Annotated in this window: 25 protein-coding genes; 11 read left to right on the top strand and 14 right to left on the bottom strand. The window is 59.8% G+C overall.

From position 1 onward, the window contains the following. Positions 1-2: 2 nt before the first annotated feature. Genes POF45_RS20645 through POF45_RS20625 form a run of 5 tightly spaced genes read right to left on the bottom strand, consistent with a single transcriptional unit; the run spans position 3 to position 3,034 of the window. Positions 3-308 carry an STAS domain-containing protein gene (locus POF45_RS20645; RefSeq protein ID WP_259499415.1) on the bottom strand — a complete coding sequence of 102 codons (306 nt, stop codon included), beginning with the start codon at positions 306-308 and terminating at the stop codon, positions 3-5. Next, positions 305-949 carry an MlaC/ttg2D family ABC transporter substrate-binding protein gene (locus POF45_RS20640; protein ID WP_259499414.1) on the bottom strand — a complete coding sequence of 215 codons (645 nt, stop codon included), beginning with the start codon at positions 947-949 and terminating at the stop codon, positions 305-307. Before POF45_RS20640 ends, POF45_RS20645 begins: the two co-directional genes overlap by 4 nt. Before the next feature lie 11 nt (positions 950-960). Then, entirely contained in the window at positions 961-1,428 is a 468-nt protein-coding gene (mlaD, locus tag POF45_RS20635) for an outer membrane lipid asymmetry maintenance protein MlaD (protein ID WP_018927199.1), read from the bottom strand. Then, positions 1,428-2,225, bottom strand: coding sequence for a lipid asymmetry maintenance ABC transporter permease subunit MlaE (mlaE, locus tag POF45_RS20630; RefSeq protein ID WP_259499411.1), 798 nt, complete (start codon positions 2,223-2,225; stop codon positions 1,428-1,430). The genes mlaD and mlaE overlap by 1 nt, the downstream gene beginning before the upstream one ends. Next, positions 2,225-3,034: an ATP-binding cassette domain-containing protein gene (locus POF45_RS20625; protein ID WP_282316588.1), complete on the bottom strand. Its 810-nt coding sequence runs from the start codon at positions 3,032-3,034 to the stop codon at positions 2,225-2,227. The genes mlaE and POF45_RS20625 overlap by 1 nt, the downstream gene beginning before the upstream one ends. A 276-nt stretch (positions 3,035-3,310) precedes the next feature. Here POF45_RS20625 and POF45_RS20620 point away from each other — a divergent pair, with 276 nt between their 5' ends. The 10 genes from POF45_RS20620 to POF45_RS20575 all read left to right on the top strand — a co-directional run bounded on the left by POF45_RS20620 (position 3,311) and on the right by POF45_RS20575 (position 10,409). Next, positions 3,311-4,285, top strand: a complete 975-nt coding sequence (locus tag POF45_RS20620) for a KpsF/GutQ family sugar-phosphate isomerase (protein WP_259499407.1) — start codon at positions 3,311-3,313, stop codon at positions 4,283-4,285. Further along, a complete protein-coding gene (locus tag POF45_RS20615) occupies positions 4,286-4,810 on the top strand; it encodes a KdsC family phosphatase (protein WP_259499405.1) in 525 nt (174 codons plus the stop codon). It abuts the gene before it with no gap. Positions 4,811-4,817: 7 nt separating this feature from the next. After that, positions 4,818-5,390: an LPS export ABC transporter periplasmic protein LptC gene (lptC, locus tag POF45_RS20610; protein ID WP_259499403.1), complete on the top strand. Its 573-nt coding sequence runs from the start codon at positions 4,818-4,820 to the stop codon at positions 5,388-5,390. Then, positions 5,377-5,910 carry a lipopolysaccharide transport periplasmic protein LptA gene (lptA, locus tag POF45_RS20605; RefSeq protein ID WP_259499401.1) on the top strand — a complete coding sequence of 178 codons (534 nt, stop codon included), beginning with the start codon at positions 5,377-5,379 and terminating at the stop codon, positions 5,908-5,910. Before lptC ends, lptA begins: the two co-directional genes overlap by 14 nt. Then, positions 5,910-6,635, top strand: coding sequence for an LPS export ABC transporter ATP-binding protein (gene lptB, locus POF45_RS20600; protein ID WP_259499399.1), 726 nt, complete (start codon positions 5,910-5,912; stop codon positions 6,633-6,635). Before lptA ends, lptB begins: the two co-directional genes overlap by 1 nt. Positions 6,636-6,908: 273 nt before the next feature. Then, positions 6,909-8,402, top strand: a complete 1,494-nt coding sequence (locus tag POF45_RS20595) for an RNA polymerase factor sigma-54 (protein WP_259499397.1) — start codon at positions 6,909-6,911, stop codon at positions 8,400-8,402. A gap of 73 nt (positions 8,403-8,475) precedes the next feature. After that, a complete protein-coding gene (gene hpf, locus POF45_RS20590) occupies positions 8,476-8,784 on the top strand; it encodes a ribosome hibernation-promoting factor, HPF/YfiA family (RefSeq protein WP_259499395.1) in 309 nt (102 codons plus the stop codon). Between the two features lie 12 nt (positions 8,785-8,796). Beyond that, complete coding sequence (ptsN, locus tag POF45_RS20585) at positions 8,797-9,261, top strand: PTS IIA-like nitrogen regulatory protein PtsN (RefSeq protein WP_259499394.1); 465 nt, start codon at positions 8,797-8,799, stop codon at positions 9,259-9,261. 2 nt (positions 9,262-9,263) lie between these two features. Continuing rightward, positions 9,264-10,121 (top strand): RNase adapter RapZ, encoded by an 858-nt coding sequence (gene rapZ / locus POF45_RS20580; RefSeq protein WP_259499393.1) that lies wholly within the window; start codon positions 9,264-9,266, stop codon positions 10,119-10,121. Positions 10,122-10,136: 15 nt separating this feature from the next. Next, positions 10,137-10,409 (top strand): HPr family phosphocarrier protein, encoded by a 273-nt coding sequence (locus POF45_RS20575; protein ID WP_259499391.1) that lies wholly within the window; start codon positions 10,137-10,139, stop codon positions 10,407-10,409. 60 nt (positions 10,410-10,469) lie between these two features. Here the strand turns inward: POF45_RS20575 and POF45_RS20570 are convergent, their stop codons facing one another. From POF45_RS20570 to pmbA, 6 genes are all read right to left on the bottom strand, one after another. Then, positions 10,470-11,363: a ZIP family metal transporter gene (locus POF45_RS20570; protein WP_282316587.1), complete on the bottom strand. Its 894-nt coding sequence runs from the start codon at positions 11,361-11,363 to the stop codon at positions 10,470-10,472. A 30-nt stretch (positions 11,364-11,393) separates the two neighbouring features. Beyond that, the gene (locus POF45_RS20565) at positions 11,394-12,005 is read right to left on the bottom strand and encodes a superoxide dismutase (protein WP_282316586.1); all 612 of its coding nucleotides are present in this window, start codon (positions 12,003-12,005) and stop codon (positions 11,394-11,396) included. A gap of 1 nt (position 12,006) precedes the next feature. Next, on the bottom strand, positions 12,007-12,447 hold the full coding sequence (locus POF45_RS20560; protein WP_259499385.1) for a DUF2753 family protein: 441 nt from the start codon (positions 12,445-12,447) through the stop codon (positions 12,007-12,009). Between the two features lie 27 nt (positions 12,448-12,474). Beyond that, on the bottom strand, positions 12,475-13,851 hold the full coding sequence (locus tag POF45_RS20555; protein ID WP_282316585.1) for a class II fumarate hydratase: 1,377 nt from the start codon (positions 13,849-13,851) through the stop codon (positions 12,475-12,477). Beyond that, positions 13,832-14,239: a FagA protein gene (locus tag POF45_RS20550; protein ID WP_259499381.1), complete on the bottom strand. Its 408-nt coding sequence runs from the start codon at positions 14,237-14,239 to the stop codon at positions 13,832-13,834. The genes POF45_RS20555 and POF45_RS20550 overlap by 20 nt, the downstream gene beginning before the upstream one ends. A 247-nt stretch (positions 14,240-14,486) precedes the next feature. Next, entirely contained in the window at positions 14,487-15,833 is a 1,347-nt protein-coding gene (gene pmbA / locus POF45_RS20545) for a metalloprotease PmbA (RefSeq protein WP_282316584.1), read from the bottom strand. 108 nt (positions 15,834-15,941) lie between these two features. On the opposite strand from pmbA, the gene yjgA reads away from it, so the two are divergent. Then, positions 15,942-16,466, top strand: coding sequence for a ribosome biogenesis factor YjgA (gene yjgA, locus POF45_RS20540; RefSeq protein ID WP_259499377.1), 525 nt, complete (start codon positions 15,942-15,944; stop codon positions 16,464-16,466). Positions 16,467-16,517: 51 nt separating this feature from the next. On the opposite strand, the gene tldD is transcribed toward yjgA, so the two are convergent. The 3 genes from tldD to POF45_RS20525 form a co-directional block, all read right to left on the bottom strand. Further along, complete coding sequence (tldD, locus tag POF45_RS20535) at positions 16,518-17,960, bottom strand: metalloprotease TldD (RefSeq protein WP_259499375.1); 1,443 nt, start codon at positions 17,958-17,960, stop codon at positions 16,518-16,520. Positions 17,961-17,964: 4 nt separating this feature from the next. Then, the gene (locus POF45_RS20530) at positions 17,965-18,822 is read right to left on the bottom strand and encodes a carbon-nitrogen hydrolase family protein (protein WP_259499373.1); all 858 of its coding nucleotides are present in this window, start codon (positions 18,820-18,822) and stop codon (positions 17,965-17,967) included. 106 nt (positions 18,823-18,928) lie between these two features. Further along, on the bottom strand, positions 18,929-22,732 hold the full coding sequence (locus POF45_RS20525; protein WP_282316583.1) for a YhdP family protein: 3,804 nt from the start codon (positions 22,730-22,732) through the stop codon (positions 18,929-18,931). Between the last annotated feature and the right edge of the window lie 5 nt (positions 22,733-22,737).

The raw sequence follows: 22,737 nt of genomic DNA, 5'->3' as shown, positions 1-22,737 counted from the left end.
GCTCAGGGGTGCGCCAACAGCTCGGTCAGTTCGCTGACCTGAGCGATTTCGCGCATGTCTTCGGGCATTGCGCGGATGCTCAGGGCCTTGCCGGCCGCCTGGGCATCGCGTATGAAGCACAGCAACAGCGACAAGCCGACGCTGCTGGACTTCTCCACTGCCGAGCAGTCGACTACCAGTGCGGCAGCCTTGCTCGACTTGATCAGCGCCTGGCCCTGCTTGCGCAGGCCCGGGCCACTGCGGTAATCCAGCACGCCACTGAGCAGCAGCTCGCCGGTTTCGTTCATGCGAACAGCCGACTCACTCATTGGGCCTGTTTCTCTTCAGTGGCTTGCTTGGCTTTGGCGACTTCACCGGCCCAACCATTGATGGTCTTGTCCAGATCGTTGCCATTGCGCTGCATCGCGTCAGCGAACTGGTCACGGAACAGCTTGCCGATGTTGATGCCGTTGATGACCACGTTGCGCAGTTTCCACTCGCCGTTGATTTTCTCAAGGGTGTAGGAAACCGGATAAACCGCGCCGTTGCTGCCCTTGACTGTCATGCCAACGCTGGTGCGGTCGCCTGACTCATCCTTGGCAGGATCAACGACGATGCCCTGGTTGTTGTACTCAAGCAACGCGTTGCCATAAAACTGGAACAGACCCTTCTTGAAGTTTTCCTGAAAGGTCTGCATTTGCGCTGGCGTGGCTTTGCGCGAGTACTTGACCGTCATGATGCTTTTGGAAATGCCCTCGGCATCCACGACAGGCCCGACGATAGTGTTCAACGCCGTATAGAAGTCTTGCGGATCGTGCTTGTACTTCTCTTTATTGGCCGCCAGATCGGCCAGCAGCCGATTGGTAGTGTCCTGCACGAGCGCGTGCGCGGACGTATCCGCCACGGCGTTGCCCATCAGCGGCAATGTTGCGAGCAGTACCAGCAGGCCACGTCGCAAGGTAGAAATCATGGAAAAACTCCTTATTTGGCGTCTTTGCTAACGGTATTGAGCAGGAATTTACCGATCAGGTCCTCGAGCACCAGCGACGACTGGGTGTCATGGATGGTTCCACCATCCTTGAGCAAGGCTTGTTCGCCACCCACGCTGATACCGATGTATTTCTCGCCCAACAGGCCAGCCGTCAGGATAGATGCAGTGGAGTCAGTCGGCAGATTATCTACGCGTTTTTCCAGTTGCATCGTCACCCGGCCAGTGAAACTGTCGCGGTCCAGATCGATCGCCGTGACCTTGCCGATGGTCACACCGGCCATGGTCACTTTGGCTCTGACAGTCAAACCGGCGATATTGTCGAAGTAAGCGTAAAGTTTATACGTATCGGTCGTTGCGCTCGGGGACAGGCCACTGACCCGCAACGCAAGCAACAGCAAAGCCAGGATGCCAGCCAGCAAGAAAAGGCCTACACCGATTTCCAGGGTGCGGTTTTGCATCAGAAATCTCCAAACATCAAGGCAGTCAGAATAAAGTCCAGGCCGAGTACTGCCAAAGAGGCATATACCACGGTCTTGGTAGTGGCACGGCTGATCCCCTCGGAAGTGGGCTCACAGTCATAGCCTTGGAATACGGCGATCCAGGTCACGACAAAGGCGAAAGCAATGCTTTTGATGATGCCGTTGAGCACATCGCCATTGAACGTCACGCTGTTTTGCATGTTCGCCCAGTAAGAGCCGTCATAGACCCCCAGCCAGTCGACAGCTACCCAGGAACCACCCCAGATCCCGACGACGCTGAAAATCATCGCCAGCACCGGCAGGGAAATGAAGCCGGCCCACAGGCGTGGGGCAATGATGTACTTGAGCGGGTCGACGCCAATCATTTCCAGACTGGACAACTGCTCGGTGGACTTCATGTTGCCGATTTCGGCGGTCAGCGCCGAACCGGCGCGCCCGGCAAACAGCAAGGCCGTCACGACCGGGCCCAGTTCACGCAGCAGCGTCAGCGCAACCATCTGGCCGACCGCCTGCTCCGAACCGTAGCTGGAGAGGATGTTGAACCCCTGCAGCGCCAGCACCATGCCGATGAACACCCCGGAGACCACAATGATCACCAGGGACATCACGCCCACCGAATGCAACTGTTTGACCAGCAAGCCGAAGCCGCCGCCAATGCCGCCACGGCCGATCAGGGCATGAAACAGGAACAGCGTCGCGCGGCCGAACACGGCAATGGCATCGATAGCCCCTTCGCCGAAGCGACGCACCTTTTCTATCAGTGAAATCTTGCGCATCAACGCTTCCCCAGAAGATCTGCGCGGTAATCCGTCGCTGGAAAGTGGTACGCAACCGGACCGTCGGGATCACCCGTCATGAATTGACGGATACGCGGCTCCTCCGAGCTCATCAACTCGTCCGGCGTGCCCTGCCCCAATACTTGCCCATCGCCCACTACATAAATGTAATCGGCAATGCTCGCTGTCTCGGCCAGATCGTGGGACACCACGATACTGGTGATGCCCAGCGCATCGTTGAGCAGGCGGATCAGGCGCACCAGCACGCCCATGGCGATAGGGTCCTGGCCGACAAAGGGCTCGTCATACATGAGGATCTGCGGGTCGAGGGCAATGGCCCGCGCCAGCGCGACACGACGCTTCATGCCGCCTGACAACTCGTCGGGCATCAGGTCGATGGCGCCACGCAAGCCCACCGCCTGCAACTTGAGCAGGACGATGTCGCGGATCATTTCTTCCGGCAACTGGGTATGAACGCGCAGGGGAAAAGCCACGTTCTCGAAGACATCGAGGTCGGTAAACAGGGCGCCGCTCTGGAACAGCACACCCATGTGCTTGCGCGCATCGAACAGATCACTGCGCGACAGATTCGGCAGGTTCTGACCGTTGACCCAGACTTCGCCGCTGGAAGGACGCAATTGCGCCCCCATCAGCCGCAGCAGCGTGGTCTTGCCACACCCGGAAGGTCCCATGATGCCGGTGACCTTGCCGCGCGGGATGCGGATATCGATGTTATTGAAAATGCTGCGCGCACCGCGCTTGAAGGACAGTCCCTTCAGCTCGACCGCGTAGGCGTTATCGGCACTCATCTAAACTCCTTGCGATGCAGCCTCTCACTCGGACGCCTGGCTTTCTGGCGAAAGCACATACCTCCCGGGCAGGCCGAACTGGCGGCGAACTATATCACTGCAAAGGGCAAGCGCCCAAGGCCCATGCCAGACGATGTTCAGCAACTTGACAGGCAAAAACTCCTGTTACAGAGCGATTCGGTAACAGTGAATGACAAAGGCTGACGAACTTGCGTGAGGGTTTTGATCATTACCGCTATAATCGCCGCCTTTTCATCGGGCTATACGATTTCTGACATGAGCCAATCCAGCGAGCTGATTCAATCGGCACAACGCACCATCCGCCTCGAACTGGAAGCCGTAAACGGCTTGCTGCCCCATATCGACGCAGATTTCGTACGCGCTTGCGAGATGATTCTGGCCAGCAAAGGCCGCGTGGTCGTGGTCGGCATGGGCAAATCGGGGCACATCGGCAACAAGATTGCCGCCACCCTGGCCAGCACCGGCACCACGGCTTTTTTCGTCCACCCGGCCGAAGCCAGCCACGGCGACATGGGCATGATCACCCGTGACGACATCATTCTGGCACTGTCGAACTCCGGCTCCACCAACGAAATCGTGACCCTGCTGCCGCTGATCAAGCGCCTGGGCATTCAATTGATCAGCATGACCGGCAATCCCGAGTCGCCGCTGGCCAAGGCCGCGGAGGTCAATCTCAATGTGCATGTCGAGCACGAGGCTTGCCCACTGAACCTGGCACCGACCTCTTCGACCACCGCCGCGCTGGTCATGGGCGATGCCCTGGCGGTTGCCTTGCTGGAAGCGCGCGGTTTTACCGCCGAAGATTTCGCCTTTTCCCATCCGGGCGGCGCCCTGGGCCGACGTCTGCTGCTCAAGGTGGAACATGTCATGCACGCCGGCGATGAACTGCCAAAGGTCCAGCGCGGCACGCTGCTAAAGGACGCATTGATGGAAATGACCCGCAAGGGCCTGGGCATGACCGTGATCCTGGAAGCCGATGGCACCCTCGCCGGGATCTTCACCGACGGCGACCTGCGCCGCTCCCTGGACCGCGCCATCGACATTCATCACGCGACCATCGATCAAGTAATGACCACCCATGGCAAGACCGCCCGCGCCGAGATGCTCGCCGCTGAAGCGCTCAAAATCATGGAAGACAACAAAATCAACGCACTGGTGGTGGTCGATAGCGAAGACCGCCCGGTTGGCGCCCTTAACATGCACGATTTGCTGCGTGCGGGAGTGATGTAAGTGAGCGATGACCTGCTGCAACGCGGCAAACAGATCAAACTGGCGGTTTTTGACGTCGACGGCGTCCTGACCGACGGTCGCCTGTACTTCCTCGAAGACGGCAGCGAATTCAAGACGTTCAGCACACTGGACGGCCAGGGCATCAAGATGTTGATGGCAGCCGGCGTGCAGACCGCTATCATCAGCGGCCGCAAGACCCCGGTGGTCGAGCGGCGAGCAAAAAACCTCGGCATTCCCCATCTGTATCAGGGTCGCGAAGACAAACTGGTGGTGCTCGACGAGCTTCTTGCGCAACTCAACCTAAGCTATGAACAGGTGGCCTACCTCGGTGACGACCTGCCGGACCTGCCGGTGATTCGCCGCGTCGGCCTGGGCATGGCGGTGGCCAACGCTGCAAGCTTTGTGCGTGAACACGCCCACGGCATCACCCTTGCCCGTGGTGGCGAAGGTGCCGCCCGCGAGTTCTGCGAACTGATCCTGCGCGCCCAGGGCCGCCTCGATGCGGCCAACGCCGCGTACCTGTGAGCCAATTATGCTGAGTAAAAAGTTTCGCAATTTCCTGCTGTTCACTGTCATCGCCGCGATATTCGCGGCGGTCGGCTACTGGAACATCAGCCCTGAACGCTTCCTCGACAAGCCAGTGGTCAAGGTCGATGAAAGCGCGATCGACTATTACGCCACCAACGCCCACAGCATGCAGTTCCTGCCGGACGGTGGTTTGCAATATGACCTGACGTCCGACAAGGTCGAGCATTTGAAGGCGAGCGACGTGTCGCTGCTGACCAACCCCGACCTGAACATGTACCGCGGCAGTGAATACCCGTGGCATGTGACGAGCTTGCGCGGCGAGGTCAATCCGGACGGTACACAGGTAGAACTGATCGACTCGGTGCGTATTGCACGCACCGACGAAAAGAACCGTGACACCATTATTACCAGTACCCGCATGACAGTGTTCCCGCAGCAGCAATATGCGCAGACCGAGCAACCCGTTAGAATTGACGGAGCTGGCGGCGTGTCATTTGGCACGGGAATGAAAGCGTATTTGAAAGAAAGCAGGATACACCTGCTATCGAACGTAAGAGGACAGTATGAGGCTCGTTAAAACCCTCCCTATTTTGCTCAGTCTGGGCGCAGCACTGGGAAGCGTGAGCGCCTGGGCTCTGCCGAACGATAGCGAACAGCCTATCCGCGTTCAAGCCGACGACGCGCAGCTGGATGACAAGCAAGGCATCGCCACCTACAAGGGCGACGTCGTCATTACTCAAGGCTCGATGATCGTCAAGGGCAATACCGTGACGCTGACTCGCACCCCCGCCGGCGACATCGATGTCGTCACCTCCGTGGGCAACCTGGCGTATTTCGAGCAGAAGCAGAAAATCGACTCCCCGCAGCCGGTCAAAGGCTATGGCAAGACCATTCAGTACCATGCCCAGCAAAATCGCATTGTACTGATCGATCAGGCCAAAGTGATCAGCGACGATGGCAGCACCACCGAAGGCGAGAAAATCGTCTATGACACGGTGAAACAGGTTGCAACTGCCGGTCGTGCCAATGGCGCGCCAATCACCACTCCGCGCCAACGGATCGACATGGTGATCCCGCCGAAGCAGAAGGCTAAATAATGGCGACTCTTAAAGCCCAGCATTTGGCCAAGAGCTACAAGAGCCGCCAGGTTGTGCGTGACGTCAGCCTGTCCATCGACAGCGGCCAGATCGTTGGCCTGCTCGGCCCTAACGGCGCCGGCAAGACCACCTGCTTCTACATGATCGTAGGCCTGGTACAGGCCGATCAGGGTCGCGTACTGATCGACGACCTGGACGTCAGCCACCAGCCAATGCACGGCCGTGCAAAGGCAGGTATCGGCTATCTTCCGCAAGAAGCGTCGATCTTCCGCAAATTGTCGGTGGCCGACAACATCATGGCCATCCTCGAGACCCGCAAGGAGCTCGACAAGGCCGGTCGTCGCAAGGAGCTGGAAAGCCTGCTGCAGGAATTCCACATCAGCCACATCCGCGACAACCTGGGCATGAGCCTCTCCGGTGGTGAACGCCGCCGCGTGGAAATCGCCCGGGCGCTGGCGACCGCACCCAAATTCATCCTCCTCGACGAACCCTTCGCCGGTGTGGACCCGATTTCGGTGGGCGACATCAAACAGATCATCCATCACCTCAAGGCCAAAGGCATTGGCGTGCTGATCACCGACCACAACGTCCGTGAAACCCTGGACATCTGCGAAACCGCCTACATCGTCAACGATGGCCAGCTGATCGCCGAAGGCGACTCCGCCACCATCCTGGCCAACGAGCTGGTCAAGGAAGTGTATCTGGGCCATGAGTTCCGCCTGTAAGCGCTGAAGTGTCTGGCGGATTGTCCGGGCGCTTGCTTCAATAAAAAATCAATCGTTTTTTATTGTTACAGCGCTCTAGGCAAACACTGCGCTTCAAAGATGTTCGGCTTTCAGCAAGGGCACCCTGTCAATAAAGCTTTATAGGTTTTTATTGTTACAGCGCTCTAGGCAAACGCTGCGGTTTCGGGCATATAATTTGCTTATGTTTGGCGCTTCGGCGCCCTGTAGTGGATGGCGCATGTGCGCCGGCGAATAAGGTGTTAAGCCCCAGCCATGAAACCATCGCTAGTCTTGAGAATGGGCCAGCAGCTGACGATGACACCGCAGCTGCAACAGGCCATCCGCCTGCTCCAATTGTCGACCCTGGACCTGCAACAGGAAATCCAGGAGGCCCTGGAGTCCAATCCGATGCTCGAACGCCAGGAAGAAGGCGACGACTTCGATAATGCCGATCCCCTGGCCGACAAAGCCGAACAGCAACCCAACGCCGATATTCAAGAGCCCTCCTACCAGGAAACCGCCCCCACGGTGGATAACCTAGAGGAAGGCGACTGGAACGAGCGAATTCCCAACGAGCTGCCCGTCGACACCGCCTGGGAAGACGTCTACCAGACCAGCGCCAGCAGCCTGCCGAGCAACGATGACGACGAGTGGGATTTCACCACCCGCACATCCGTAGGCGAAAGCCTGCAAAGCCACCTGCTCTGGCAATTGAACCTGGCACCGATGTCCGACACCGACCGCCTGATCGCCGTCACCCTGATCGACTGCATCAACAATCAGGGCTACCTGGACGAAACCCTTGAGGAAATCCTTGAGGCCTTCGATCCGGAGCTGGACATCGAACTGGACGAAATCGAAGCCGTCCTGCACCGCATCCAGCAATTCGAACCGGCCGGCATCGGCGCCCGCAACCTGGGCGAGTGCCTGTTACTGCAATTGCGCCAGCTCGCAACCAAAACGCCCTGGCTGGCCGAGGCAAAACGCCTGGTCACTGACTACATCGACCTGTTGGGCAGCCGCGACTACGGCCAACTGATGCGCCGCATGAAGCTCAAGGAAGATGAACTGCGCCAAGTCATCGAACTGGTACAGAGCCTCAACCCGCGCCCTGGCTCGCAGATCGAGTCCAGCGAAGCCGAGTACGTCGTACCCGATGTGATCGTGCGCAAGGACAACGAGCGCTGGCTGGTGGAGCTGAATCAGGAGTCGGTGCCACGGCTGCGGGTCAACGCCCAGTACGCCGGTTTCGTGCGCCGCGCCGACACCAGCGCCGACAACACCTTCATGCGCAATCAGCTGCAGGAAGCCCGCTGGTTCATCAAGAGCCTGCAAAGCCGTAATGAAACCCTGATGAAAGTGGCCACCCAGATCGTCGAGCATCAGCGCGGCTTTCTCGAATACGGCGACGAAGCCATGAAACCGCTGGTACTGCATGACATCGCCGAAGCGGTCGGCATGCACGAATCGACGATTTCCCGGGTGACCACGCAAAAATTCATGCACACCCCTCGGGGTATTTATGAACTGAAATACTTTTTCTCCAGCCACGTCAGCACCTCCGAAGGCGGCGAATGCTCGTCCACGGCGATCCGCGCGATCATCAAAAAACTGGTTGCCGCGGAAAATCAGAAAAAGCCGTTGAGTGACAGCAAGATCGCTGGTTTACTGGAGGCACAAGGCATTCAGGTGGCTCGCCGCACCGTCGCCAAGTACCGCGAATCCCTGGGGATCGCGCCTTCGAGCGAACGCAAGCGGTTGATGTAAGCCACAGCACAGCGTTCCAGTGGCAGGTATTCCTACCTGCCGCTTTATGCACTGGCAACGAAGGAGAAGCTGTATGCAAGTCAACATCAGTGGACACCAACTGGAAGTGACTCCCCCCCTGCGCGAGTACGTTGAGGCAAAACTCAAGAAGATCGCCGGGCATTTCGACAAGATCACCAATGTGCAAGTCACGATGACGGTCGAAAAGCTGAAACAGAAAATCGAAGCCACGCTGCATATACCCGGCGGTGAAGTGGTCGCCAACGCCGAACATGACGACATGTATGCGGCAATCGACCTGCTCACCGACAAACTGGATCGCCAACTCCTAAAGCATAAGGAAAAGACCCAGCGCCAGCTTCAAGGCGCAACCGGTCGTTAACACTCCCAACCCATGATCCGACTTGAAAACATCCTGACCCCCGGCCGTTCCTTGGTGAACGTGCCGGGTGGCAGTAAAAAGAAAGCCCTCGAACAAATTGCCAACCTGATCGCCCGGGAAGTACCGGATCTGGAGATGCAAGATGTCTTCGAGGCTCTGATTGCCCGTGAAAAACTCGGTTCCACCGGTTTTGGCAACGGCATCGCCATTCCCCACTGCCGGCTCAAGGGCTGTACTTCGCCCATCAGCGCCCTGATGCACCTGGACGCTCCGATTGATTTTGATGCCATCGACGGTGCTCCGGTTGACCTGCTGTTTGTGCTGCTGGTCCCGGAAGCGGCCACCGATGCCCACCTTGAATTGCTTCGTCAGATCGCCAGCATGCTTGATCGCAAGGAAGTCCGTGATCGCCTGCGCAGCGCCCCAAGCAACGAAGCCTTGTATCAGGTTGTCCTGAGCGAGCAAAACGGTCAGTAATCATGCGCTTGATCATTGTCAGTGGCCGCTCCGGCTCAGGTAAAAGTACCGCGCTCGATGTCCTTGAGGACAACGGCTACTACTGCATCGACAACCTGCCCGCCGGGTTACTGCCGGAACTGGCCGAACGTGCATTGATTCACACCGAACTCGCACAGCCACTGGTCGCTGTGTCGATTGATGCGCGCAACCTGCCCAGCCACCTGTCGCGTTTTCCCGAATTGCTTGAAGAAGTCCGCAGCCGGCACATCCAGTGCGATGTGGTGTACCTGGACGCCGACGAAGAAACCCTGCTCAAGCGCTTTTCCGAAACCCGCCGTCGCCACCCGTTGAGCAGCGGCAATCGCTCACTGGCAGAAGCCATTGAAGACGAAACGCATCTGCTGGGGCCCATTGCCGACCTGGCCGACCTCAAGGTCAACACCACTAACCTGAACCTGTACCAGCTGCGCGACACCATCAAGCTGCGCCTGCTGAACCAGCCGGAGCCCGGGACCGCGTTCCTGGTTGAGTCCTTCGGGTTCAAGCGTGGCATGCCGGTGGATGCGGACCTGGTGTTCGACGTGCGCTGCTTGCCGAACCCCTATTGGAAGCCGGAATTGCGCGCGCTGTCGGGACAGGATCAACCGGTGGCCGATTATCTGGCAGCGCAACCGGATGTCGAGGAGATGTTCCAGGACATCTCCTCGTACCTGCTCAAATGGCTGCCCCGCTTTGCCGCCAGCAACCGTGCCTACGTCACCATTGCCATTGGCTGTACCGGCGGGCATCACCGCTCCGTCTACCTGACTGAACGTCTGGGCCAGGTCCTGCAACAATCCCTGAAGAACGTCCAGGTTCGCCACCGCGACCTCAGCTAAAGGATTCACACCGCGATGCCTGCTCTGGAAATTGAAATTATTAACAAGCTGGGCCTGCATGCCCGTGCTTCTGCGAAATTTGTTGGCGTGGCGGGCCAGTTCCCCTGCCAGATCAGGGCCGGGCGCACACCTGAATCGATGGTCGACGGTAAAAGCATCATGGCGATGATGATGCTGGCAGCTGGCAAGGGCACAAAAATTCACTTGAGTACCGAAGGTGAGCAAGCGGATGAGGCGTTACAGGCCCTGGTAAACCTGATCAACAACTTCTTCGACGAAGGCGAGTAACGCATAAGCAAGACCGCCTTTTGTGGCGAGGGAACAAAGCGCCCTCGCCACAAAAGGTAATCAAGCCAAAGCCGTATCCATCACCATCATCAGACAAAACCCGATCAACAGCCCAAGGCTGGCGAGCTTGTCGTGACCATTGCGCCGCGACTCGGGAATGATTTCATGCGTCACCACCAGTAGCATCGCCCCCGCTGCCAATGCCAACCCCAAAGGCAACAGCACTTCAGCCAGGCTCACCAGCCAGGCGCACAGCAGCGCAAACACCGGTTCCACCAGCCCTGAAGCGGCGCCGATCAGGAACGCCCTGACCCGCGACATCCCTGCCCCGGCCAATACCAGCGCAATCACCAACCCTTCAGGCACATCCTGCAAAGCAATGCCCATCGCAAGACTGTCGGCATCGGGCATCCCCCCGCCCGCTGAAACACCGACGGCCATGCCTTCAGGAATGTTGTGGGCAATGATCGCAAAGACGAACAGCCAGATCCGTGGCGGGATAACAGGATGCTCATGCGTCCTCACTCGCGTTGTCGGGGAAGCGCCAGAGACTTTGCGATCCACCAGAAACAGCCCCAACGCCCCGAGCATGATGCCCAAGCTGATCAAACCGCTGGCGCCCCAAGGCGCAAGGCCCAGGTTTTCGGCCGCCGCGATGCCCGGCACGATCAGCGAAAATGCGGTCGCCGCCAGCATCACCCCGGCGCCAAAGCCAAGCAACGTATCACTGACGGTCTGCGGCATGCGCCGGATCACCAACACCGGCACAGCACCCAGCGCAGTGCCCAAGGCACAAATCGCACCGCCTTGCAGGGCCCGGGAAAGTTTCGGCTCAAGGTCCAGCCAGGCCAGCCCATGGGCAGCCAGTAACGTCATGCCCGCCAACAGCAACAACGATCCGAAAGCGTAGCGAAACATTCGCCCGCCGCCGATCGTCAGTGTTTCAGTGCCCATAGTCAGCCTTGGATTATTTTTATGGATGACTCAGACCAGCGCGGCCTGATAGCGCGCAGCAACTTCGGGCCAATTGATCACGTTGAAAAACGCATTGATGTATTCCGGGCGGCGGTTCTGATATTGCAGGTAATAGGCGTGTTCCCAGACATCCAGACCGAGGATTGGCGTGTTGCCATTCATCAACGGGCTGTCCTGATTGCCGCTGCTCTCCACTACGAGGGTCTTTTGCGGGGTGACGCTCAGCCAGGCCCAGCCACTGCCGAAACGAGTCAACGCGGCTTTGGTAAAGGCCTCCTTGAAACTGTCCAGACCGCCCAGTTGTTCTTCAATCGCCTTGGCCAGCGCACCGTCGGGCTTGCCCCCGGCGTTAGGCGCCATCACTTCCCAGAACAGCGAATGGTTGGCGTGCCCCCCACCCTGATTGATCACCGCCGCGCGCAGACTTTCTGGAAGTTGCTGCACGCCGGCCACCAGTTTTTCCACTGACCACTCGGCAAACTCGGTGCCCTCAACAGCGGCGTTCAGGTTATTGATGTAGGTCTGATGATGCTTGGTGTAGTGGATTTCCATGGTTTGCGCATCGATGTGCGGCTCCAGGGCATCGTAGGCGTACGGCAAGGCAGGCAAGGTAAAAGCCATTTCAATGGACTCCATGTTGAAAAGACGCAGGTTGATACCGGGGTGAGGCGGCATCGGTAGGCAGCAAGCGTTGGGTTCGCGGGTATTCGCCGTATTCGCTGATGAAATTCAGCAGTTCGACGTAGGTCTTGCTGCTCTGGCGCAACGCGGCTTCACGCAGCGCCGGCGTCAGTCGCGGATCCTGCAGGGTTTGCAACAACCGCTGATGGATAGCGCACAGATATTCGGCGCTCTCCTCCGGCTGATTCAGACGCAAATGCAGGTCGGCCAGGTTGTGATGGGATATGACACAGGCCGCCACGGCTTCGTCGGCATCCGCCCAACGCTCGAACAACACCTGGGCCAGGGCCAATGCCTGCAAATAGGCTTCGCGGGCATCGATGAATTCGCCCAGCATGAAACAGCGATTAGCCCTTTCGATCGTGCGTTTCCAGTGCTCCATGATGAGCCTCCAAAGCGGTAGCGGGAGTTAGACGCCGCCTGCGGTCAGCTTTTCCGGATCAAGCAAAACCTCAAGCTGGCTGCGTGTCAGGTCGGTGTGTTCCAGGGCGACATCAATCACCGGACGGCCCTGCTGATAAGCCTTCTTGGCGATTTCAGCGGCTTTTTGATAACCAATGATCGGGTTGAGTGCGGTAACCAGAATCGGGTTACGCGACAGCGCTTCCTTGAGCCTGGCGTCATTGACCTTGAAGCTGGCAATGGCCTTGTCCGCCAGCAAACGGCTGGCATTGGCCAGCAACTCGATACTGCTCAGCAGGTTCTGCGCGATGATCGGCAGCATCACATTCAGCTCGAAATTGCCCGACTGACCGGCAATGGTGATCACCGTGTCGTTACCAATGACCTGAGCCGCAACCATCGCGGTGGCTTCCGGGATTACCGGATTGACCTTGCCCGGCATGATCGAGGAGCCCGGCTGCAACGCTTCAAGCTCGATTTCGCCGAGCCCGGCCAGCGGACCAGAGTTCATCCAGCGTAAGTCGTTGGCGATTTTCATCAGCGAAACGGCTGTGGCCTTGAGCTGGCCGGAGACGGCTACGGCGGTGTCCTGAGAACCGATCAGTGCAAACAGGTCCTTTCCCCGCGTGAATTGCACATGGGTCAGGTGACTGAGTTGCTGGCTGAATAGCGCCGCGAACTGCGGATGCGCATTGATCCCGGTGCCCACCGCCGTGCCGCCCTGAGCCAGCGATTGCAGACTTGGCAGCAGATCCTGCAGGTGGCCGATATTGGCCTTGAGCTGCTGCGCCCAACCGTTGAGCACCTGGCTCATGCGCACCGGCATCGCGTCCATCAGGTGGGTGCGTCCGGTTTTGACGTGATGATGGACCTGCCCGGCCTTGTGCTCGGTCACCCGCACCAGATGCAACAGCGCTGGCAGCAATTGCTCGTGCAGCGCCAGAGCCGCGCTGACGTGGATGGTGGTTGGGATGATGTCGTTGCTGCTCTGACCACAGTTGACGTGATCGTTCGGGTTGACCGGCTCACCTAACAGACGGCTGGCCAGGGTGGCGATCACTTCGTTGGCGTTCATGTTGGAACTGGTGCCGGACCCGGTCTGGAAGATATCCACCGGGAAATGCTGCATGAAATCGCCTTCAAGCAACCCTTGCGCCGCATCGACAATGGCTTTGCCCTGGGATTCGCTGATCTGCTTGAGCTCAACGTTGGCGCGGGCGGCAGCCGCCTTGGCCAGGATCAGCGCACGAACGAACTGCACCGGCATCGGCTTGCCACTGATCGGGAAGTTATCCACTGCGCGCTGGGTTTGTGCGCCATACAGAGCGTCCATCGGGACCTGAAGCTCGCCCATGCTATCGCGCTCAATACGTGTCTTGGTCATCAGAAAATCCTTGCACCAGTTCTATGAGAGGAATCGAGGGTTGCAACTCGCAGGTCGCCAGTTGCCAGGTGTAGCTTTGCCAGCGCTTGAGGCGGCATTTGCACAGGGAGAGGCGTTCCAGCTCGCGCAGCGGGCGCCAGGCCTGGTCGAGGCACAAAGTGCGCCAGTGCCAGGGCAGCGCGACATCGGCGGCGGTATCGAGCAACAGACGAAAAGACGTTTCGGCGATGGTCCAGGGCGAAGTGGCGGTGCAACACGCCAAATAGCGGCCTTCCGCAAGGTAATGTTCGATCAGGCGAGGCTCGTCGGGATCCATCGCGCAACGGATCTGGCGACTCATCCAGCGCCAGCTTTCGAGGTAGGGCTGCTCGTGCAAGGCAGAACTCATGATCCGGGCTCATTCGGTAATGAGATTTATTATTATATGATAATGAGAACCAAAACAACCCCGCAACATTAGATGAGATCCATTGTGGGAGCGAGCTTGCTCGCGATGACGGTCGACCATTCAACATATGTGTCGTCTGACACACTGCTATCGCGAGCAAGCTCGCTCCCACAGGGGATGGTGTGAACGCCATAAAAAAAGGCGCGCCACCCAATCGGGTGGCGCGCCTTTTTTGTAACGGTGTGGCTTAGCTGCCCGCCACCGTCATCCGCTCGATCAACACTGAGCCAGTGCGAATGTTGCTGCGCAGTTCCAGGTCATTACCCACCGCCACAATCTGCTTGAACATGTCGCGCATGTTGCCGGCAATGGTCACTTCCTGGACCGCGAACTGGATCTCGCCGTTCTCGACCCAGAAACCCGCCGCGCCACGGGAGTAATCGCCCGTGACCATGTTCAAGCCTTGGCCCATCAGTTCGGTCACCAGCAAGCCACGTCCCATGCGGCGCAACAACGCGGCCTGATCTTCATCACCATGGGTGACGAACAGGTTATGCACGCCGCCAGCGTTTGCGGTACTTGGCATCCCGAGCTTGCGACCGGAGTAGGTGCCAAGAATGTACGACACCAACTCGCCCTTCTCGACGAACGGTTTGGCGTAGGTCGCCAGGCCATCACCGTCGAACGCCGAACTGCCCATGGCGCGCATCAGGTGCGGACGCTCGTCGATGGTCATCCAGTCCGGGAACAGCTTCTGCCCAAGAGTGCCTTCAAGGAACGACGACTTGCGATACAGACTGCCACCAGACACTGCCGACAGGAAACTGCCGAACAAGCCACCGGCCAATTCCGCGGAAAACAGCACCGGCACTTCACAGGTCGGCACCGGACGCGCCCCCAGACGGCTCGCGGCCCGTTGCGCGGCACGCTGGCCGATGCTCACCGGGTCTGCCAGCAAACTGCCCTGGCGGCTCACGTCGTACCAGTAATCGCGCTGCATCTGGCCATCGGCCTCGGCGATCATCACGCAACTGAGGCTGTGCCGGGTCGATGCATAACCGCCGATAAAACCGTGGCTGTTGCCGTACACACGGCAGCCCTGGTGGGTGCTGAGCGTGGTGCCGTCGGCGTTCTTGATTCGGCTGTCGGTGGCAAACGCCGCCGCTTCACAGGCCAACGCCTTCTCGATGGCCTGCTCCGGGGTGATGTCCCATTGGTGAAACAGGTCGAAATCTTTCAAGTCTTTGGCCATCAGCGCGGCATCTGCCAGGCCCGAGGCTTCGTCTTCGGAGGTGTGTTTGGCAATCGCCAGAGCAGCGGCAACCGTTTCGCGAATCGCCTCCGGGCCACTGGCCGATGTGCTGGCCGAGCCTTTGCGCTGGCCGACGTACAAGGTGATGCCAAAACCCTGATCGCGGTTGAATTCGACGGTTTCGACTTCCCGCTGACGCACCGACGTCGACAACCCCTGCTCCAGCGAGACAGCCACTTCGCAGGCACTGGCACCCTGGCGCCTGGCTTCAGCGATGATCTGCTCGACTTGCTCTTGCAGTGCCGGCAACGCTTGTGGGCCGACGCTTTCAACTGCACTCATGCTGTTCTCCACTCAAATTCTGCTTTCGGCTAGGGCCTTCGAGCGACCGGGCCGGACAAGCGGCCCCCGACTGGTTATCATGGCGGCGTTTCTTTGCGGACGGCCACCATGGTTGATTCTTACGACGACTCCCTCGATACGGGAGAAAAAAGCAAATCCCAGGTCAAACGCGAGCTGCATGCTCTGGTTGACCTTGGCGAGCGCCTTACAACACTCAAGCCTGACCTGCTGGCAAAACTGCCGTTGACCGACGCCATGCGCCGGGCACTGGCCGATGCGCCGAAGCACACCGCGAATATCGCGCGTAAACGGCACCTGATGTTCATCGGCAAACTGATGCGCGACCAGGACACTGACGCCATTCTGATGCTGCTCGATCAACTCGATGCCTCCACCCGGCAGTACAACGAACGTTTCCACGGCCTGGAACGCTGGCGCGATCGTTTGATCGCAGGCGATGACGCGGTCCTGGAGAAATTCGTCGTCGATTACCCGGATGCTGACCGTCAACAGTTGCGCTCCCTGATCCGTCAGGCCCAGCACGAACTGGCGACCAACAAGCCACCGGCATCGAGCCGTAAAATCTTCAAGTACATCCGTGAGCTGGACGAGACTCAACGCGGTCTGCGTTAAATCTCTTCCCGGGTGAGTTGCCTGGCAACTCACCCGAAGCCTCACTGCCTCTTACGATCCTGTGCCACCCACAGTGATCGCATCGATTTTCAGCGTTGGCTGGCCGACACCCACCGGCACCGACTGCCCATCCTTGCCACACGTTCCCACACCACTGTCCAGCGCCAGATCGTTGCCGACCATCGACACTTTGCTCATGGCTTCCGGCCCGTTGCCGATCAACGTCGCGCCTTTGACCGGAGCGGTGATCTTGCCGTCCTCGATCAGGTACGCCTCGCTGGTGGAGAACACGAACTTGCCACTGGTGATGTCCACCTGACCGCCGCCGAGGTTGGCGCAGTAGATGCCACGCTTCACCGAGGCGATGATTTCCGCCGGATCGCTTTCGCCCGCCAGCATGTAGGTGTTGGTCATGCGGGGCATCGGCAGGTGCGCATAGGATTCGCGACGACCGTTACCGGTGCGCGCCACGCCCATCAGGCGGGCGTTGAGTTTGTCCTGCATGTAGCCCTTGAGTACGCCGTTTTCAATCAGCGTGGTGCACTCGGTCGGGGTGCCTTCGTCATCGACGCTCAACGAGCCACGACGACCGGCCAGGGTGCCGTCATCGACGATGGTGCAGAGCTTGGACGCAACCATCTCGCCCATACGCCCGCTGTAGGCGGAACTGCCCTTGCGGTTGAAATCGCCTTCCAGGCCATGGCCGACCGCTTCGTGCAGCAGCACGCCGGACCAGCCCGAACCCAAGACAACCGGCAACGTGCCAGCCGGCGCCGGAATGGCTTCCAGGTTCACCAGCGCCTGACGCAGCGCTTCACGGGCATAACCCATGGCACGGTCATCGCTGAGGAAATAACGGTAATCGGTGCGACCGCCGCCGCCATGGCCGCCACGTTCCCGACGCCCGTTCTGCTCGACGATCACGCTGACGTTGAAACGCACCAGCGGCCGTACATCCGCCGCCAGACTGCCATCCGTGGAGGCCACGAGAATGCGTTCCCACACCCCGGCCATGCTCACGGTGACTTGCTGGATACGCGGGTCAAGGGCACGAGTGGCGACGTCGATGCGTTTGAGCAGTTCGACTTTCTCGGCACGACTCATCACCTCCAGCGGGTTGTCTGGCCCGTACAACTGGGCGACGTCCTGAGTGGTGAACGCCTGCACCGTGCCGTTCTGCCCGGCCCGGGAGATCGAGCGCGCGGCACGGGCCGCGGCACCCAGCGCTTCGAGGGTGATGGCATTGCTGTAGGCAAAACCGGTTTTTTCACCCGATTGCGCACGCACACCCACGCCCTGGTCGAGGTTGAAGCTGCCTTCCTTGACGATGCCGTCTTCCAGCGCCCAGGACTCGGAAATCTGCCCCTGGAAATACAGGTCGGCCGCATCGATGCCCGGACCGGCCAGATCGCCCAGCACACTTTGCAGGCTCTCGATGGTCACGCCGCCGGGCGCTAACAGGTGATCGCTGACTGAGGACAACAACTCGCTCATAGGTTTACGCCTTAAATTCGTCTGAAGCAGGCCGCCGCGCGCCCTGCGAGAAAAAGCGCCGGTGACTGGACACCGGCATCCGCGCCCGGATGGACGCCTGTTCGCTGCTATCGCGTTCGGCCAGCAGCACGGCCTCGCCTTGATCCTGGTGTGCCAGCACGCGACCCCACGGGTCGACGATGGCAGCATGACCATAAGTCTCTCGCGGCCCCGGATGCGTCCCGCCCTGGGCAGCGGCGAGCACATAACATTGTGTCTCGATGGCCCGGGCGCGGATCAGCACGTCCCAGTGCGCCGCGCCGGTCACGGCGGTAAACGCCGACGGCGCGGTGATCAATTCGGCACCGGCAGCCCGCAGCTCGCTGTAAAGCTCGGGGAAGCGCAGGTCATAACACACCGTCAGGCCGACTCGACCGACTGGCGTATCCGCCACCACCACGTTACTGCCATAAGCATAGTCATCGGATTCACGGTAGCGCCCGCGATTGTCCGCTACATCGACGTCGAACAGGTGCAGCTTGTCATACCGTGCAACGGTTTCGCCCCGGTCATCCACCAACAGCGAGCAGGCATGCACCTTGGCCGTCGGCTGATCGGCCGGCGGCAACGGCAACGTGCCCGCCACTATCCATAACTTGAGGGCGCGGGCAGTCTGTTTCAACCAGGGCAGGATCGGGCCTTCGCCCATCGCTTCGGCGCGACCGATGTCGGCAATGTCACGACGGCCCATGGCAGCGAAGTTTTCCGGCAGCACGGCCAGTCGCGCACCACCGGCAGCGGCCTGCTCCAGCAAGCGTCCGGCCTGGGCCAGATTGGCCAGCACATCGCTCTGGCTGACCATTTGAATCACCGCTACAGACATGGACATTTCCTTATCTGGAATCAACACATACCCACAAGAACTGGCGCCGGCAGCGCCTACAGGGGACTTGCGGCCATGCTACTCCATAGGGCCGCAAAGTGGCGTTTCAAAAAGGTTTGTCGAGGGTGATCTTCGGCTCTTTCCACGGGCCCTTGATGGTGTATTTGACGCTGGCGAAACGCGCCACGCGGTCGCCGATCAGCTTGTCGATCAGGAACAGCGCGCCGCCGATGGCCGGCGCGCCGACAATCAGCGCGGCAATCGGCAGGTTGTTGGTCAGCGGCAGAGTCACCAGCAACTTGGCGTCGACCCGATCACCCACCAGATCCAGCGTGCCGTTGATCTCAAGGTTACTCGAGGGACCGGTCATCACAATCGGCTCGCGGGTCACGTACACCCCGTTGCTCGCCACCAGCAGGCCTTTGACCCGGTCGTAACTCAGGCCTTTGCCGAACAGATCGGAGAAGTCCAGACGCAGGCGCCGGCCAATGGAGTTGAAGTTGAGCAGACCAAATACTCGCAGCGCCTGGGCACCGCCCTCCACTTCGACAAACTGGCCTTTGTTCAGCGACGCATCGAGGCTACCGGAGAACCGCTTGGTGGCCAGCCAGGCTGGAGAGCCCGGCCAGCGGCCATCGACATCCATGTGGAAATCCTGACTGGTCACGCTCGGGGCAAAGCCCCAGCCCTTGAGCGAATCGGCCAGGTTCTTGCCGCTGATCCGGCCCTTGTACCAACTGCTGGAGCTGCCGGGAGCGCCTTCCCAGCCGCCGCTGCCCTGCAACAGAATGCCCTTGAGGCCCATGTCCAGCGTATTGAGGGCGATGCCTTTGGCAGTCGGCCGGACTTTCAGCGACCAGGCGCCTACCAGGTCCTGGCCCTGGAACAATTGATTGATGGTGATATCCAGCGCCGGAATTTTCGTCGGGTCTACCGAGGCCAGCGGGTCCGGTGAATTCTCGTCAGCCAGCACCGTCGGGTCTGGCGCCGGCAACCGCACGGTTTGCAGATTGATCACGATCGGCGCGGCTTTCGCATCCGGGAGCGTGGCGCTGCCCTTGGCCTGCTGGCTGTCCAGCTGCAAGGTCCAGGCCGACTGTTTGCGATTGATCTGCACCGACGCCTGATCGAGCGTGGTGCCAAAGGCACTGAGTTTATCGACCTTGAAGTCCGCGCTACTGAGCAGTTGCTTGGCACTGCCGCCCGGATCCTGGCCGGCGTACTTGCTCACCAGGTCCTGCCACGGGCCGACATCCAGCTCCGACAGCACACCACGCACACGCAGGCCTTTGGCGTCTGGCAAGACTGCCTGGGTACCACCGAGGAACAACTCCCCACGACCGTCGGCGAAACTGCCATTGGGCGCGGCAAACGTGAAATTGGCCAAACCATCGTAGTTGACCCAATAGCGCCGCTCCGGCCCTTGCAGGGTCATACGGAACACCGTGTCACGACCCACGCTGGCGGCCATGCCGAACGGCGCCGGCAAATCCACAGCCACGCCTTTGAGGTTGGAGCTGACCATCAACTGGCTGTCAGTGCCATTGAGGTTCAGTTGCAACTGATAGGGAATGACGCCAGATACCGGCAACGGCTGGGTGACGTTCAGCCAGTCGGTGAGTTTCTTCACCTCGACCTGACCCGACGCCGTTACGCGAGTGTTGAGTTTGCCGGCGCTGCCATCGGCGAAAATCTGCGCGGTGATCGGTTTGTCGAAGGCTTTTGCAATGATGTTCTGCCCGCTCAGGCCTTTGCTGCTGTCGAAGCGGAAATCACCCTTGAGATCGCTCAACTCCAGTTTCGGATCGCTGAGTTTCAGGCGTGCCCTGGCGGTTTTGAAATCCACCAGGATCTTCGGCTCATCACCTTTCTCCAACGGGATATCGAGTTTCACCTTGCCTTGCAAATCACCCTCACCCTCCCAGCCGGCAAAGGTGTCGGCGGTGCCGATGGGCGCTTGCTGCAAAATCTTCAGGCCATCGCCCAGACCGCCGGCAAACCCGCCGTCGAGAAACATGTGGGTTTTCTGCCCGGCAGGCACATGGGGAATGTTGACATAGACATTGCTGACTTGAGTGTCGAGCAACTGGCCCTTGTCAGCCACGATCCGCACGCCGCTGTCTTCGATGAACACGTTACCGCTGACCTTGCTGACGTGAGGCCAGCCCGGCTGAAAGGCCAGCTCGGCGTCATGGACCTTGAAGAACAGGGTAATGCTGCGGGCGGCGGAAATCGCATCGTGGTTCAGCGACCCTTGGTACTGGAAGAAGCCCTGATCGACCGCGCCTTTGAGAATGGCAGTGCGCAGCCATTCGTCCAGCGCCGGGCTGAGGACGGCCGGCAGGTACTTGGCGGTATAGCGACCGTCGCCGTCGACCAGACCGACTCGCAGGTCCATGTAGTCTTCTTGGGCGTGATCAAAATGCAGGCGGATCAGAAAATCGCCGGCAATCTTGCCCTCTTCACCCAGTACCTTCAGGTACGGAGCGATCAGGGTGAAGCCTTCCTTGTCGAGCTTCCAGGTCAAGCGGGCGTTCGCCTGGAGGTACTGCCATGGCTTGGCGAATATCGGGTCCAGGTGCAGGACAAAGTCCTTGCTGTCCATGCGCAACTCGCCGTGGCCGAGGTCACCGCTAATGCTGCCGCTGACATTACGTGCCGCCGGAGCGCCGTGGTACGCATCAAAGCCGACCTGATCCAGGTTGGCGGCAAAGCTGAATTTGCTGTCGTCGGTGGCATCCGGACGCAGATCGATCAGCACATTGCGCAGACCGCCCGTCACCTTGAGCTTCTCGACGGCCGTGGCCACGCCTTCGGGCAGCGGCCCCAATGCATTCAACAGCGGTGTAAGCGGCGTCAGGTCGAGGTGATCAGCCTGCAGGTGCCACAGCTCCGTAGTTTTGTCCGTGGCAGTGCTTTGCTTGAGCTGGACATGAGATTCCCAACGGACATCGCCCAAGCTCATCGCCAGCGAATCGAAGGTCACCAGGAAGCCGTCGTCGCTGCGTTGGAAATAGCCGTTGAGCGCCAGATTATTGATCTGGATCGGCTTGCGCTCGGCATAGGCGCCCTTGAGCTGCGGCGCATTGAAACGCACAGCCGCGCTTTGCAAGGCGCCCTTGTTCCAATTGACCCAAAGCTCGCCGCCAGCCTTGATCTCGGAGAAATTCCATTGTCGGGTCAGGCGCGCCGGCAGCCATTTCGACCAGTCACTTTGCGGCAGGCTCAGGTAAGCGTCAACCTGGCCGTCCTGCCACTGACTGGCGCGGATGCGGGTGCGCAGGCTCATCGCCACGGGCTGGCCGTCGGGCAGGGTCAGGCGTGCATCGAGTCGCTGGCGCGAGGCGCCGGTTTTCAGATTCAGGCCGACGTACGTCAGGGTCAGCGGTTCATGGTCCACCGGCTGCAAGGTGACCTGGCTGTCGAGTACCGACAGCTGCTGAACCATCTGCATGCGATTGAGCAGTTGTTCAGGGTCGAGCGGTTGATCCTGCTGCACCGGAAGGCCTTCGAGCGCCCATTGACCGTCGGCGCCCTCCTTGAGGCTGATCTTCAGGCCGCCGAGTTCCAGATGCGCAATGCGTACTTCCCGTGCCAGCAGACTGGCCCACAGGTCAGGCACGGCACGAACCTGATCCAGCCGCAGGGCATTGGCGCCCTCGCCGACCGTCACATCGTGGGCCAGCAGAATCGGCGCGAAACCGCTCCACTTGCCCTCCAGTTCGCCCAGGTGCAATGGCATGCCCAGCGCAGCGCTGGCCTTGGTTTCGATCTCGCGGGTGTACTCGGCCACCAGGGGAGTCAGTTCGCGGCCGAGGCTGACATACAAGGCCATCAGCACCAAAACCAACGCGCACAGGCCCAACCCCCAGCGGGTCAGTGCGGCTACAATGCGTGTCAGACGCTCCATGTCAG

The sequence above is a fragment of the Pseudomonas fungipugnans genome, from assembly GCF_029955235.1.
Lineage (GTDB): Bacteria > Pseudomonadota > Gammaproteobacteria > Pseudomonadales > Pseudomonadaceae > Aquipseudomonas > Aquipseudomonas fungipugnans.
The sequence above is the reverse complement of the archived record's forward strand: the minus strand, read 5'-3'. Positions and strand labels throughout refer to the sequence as shown.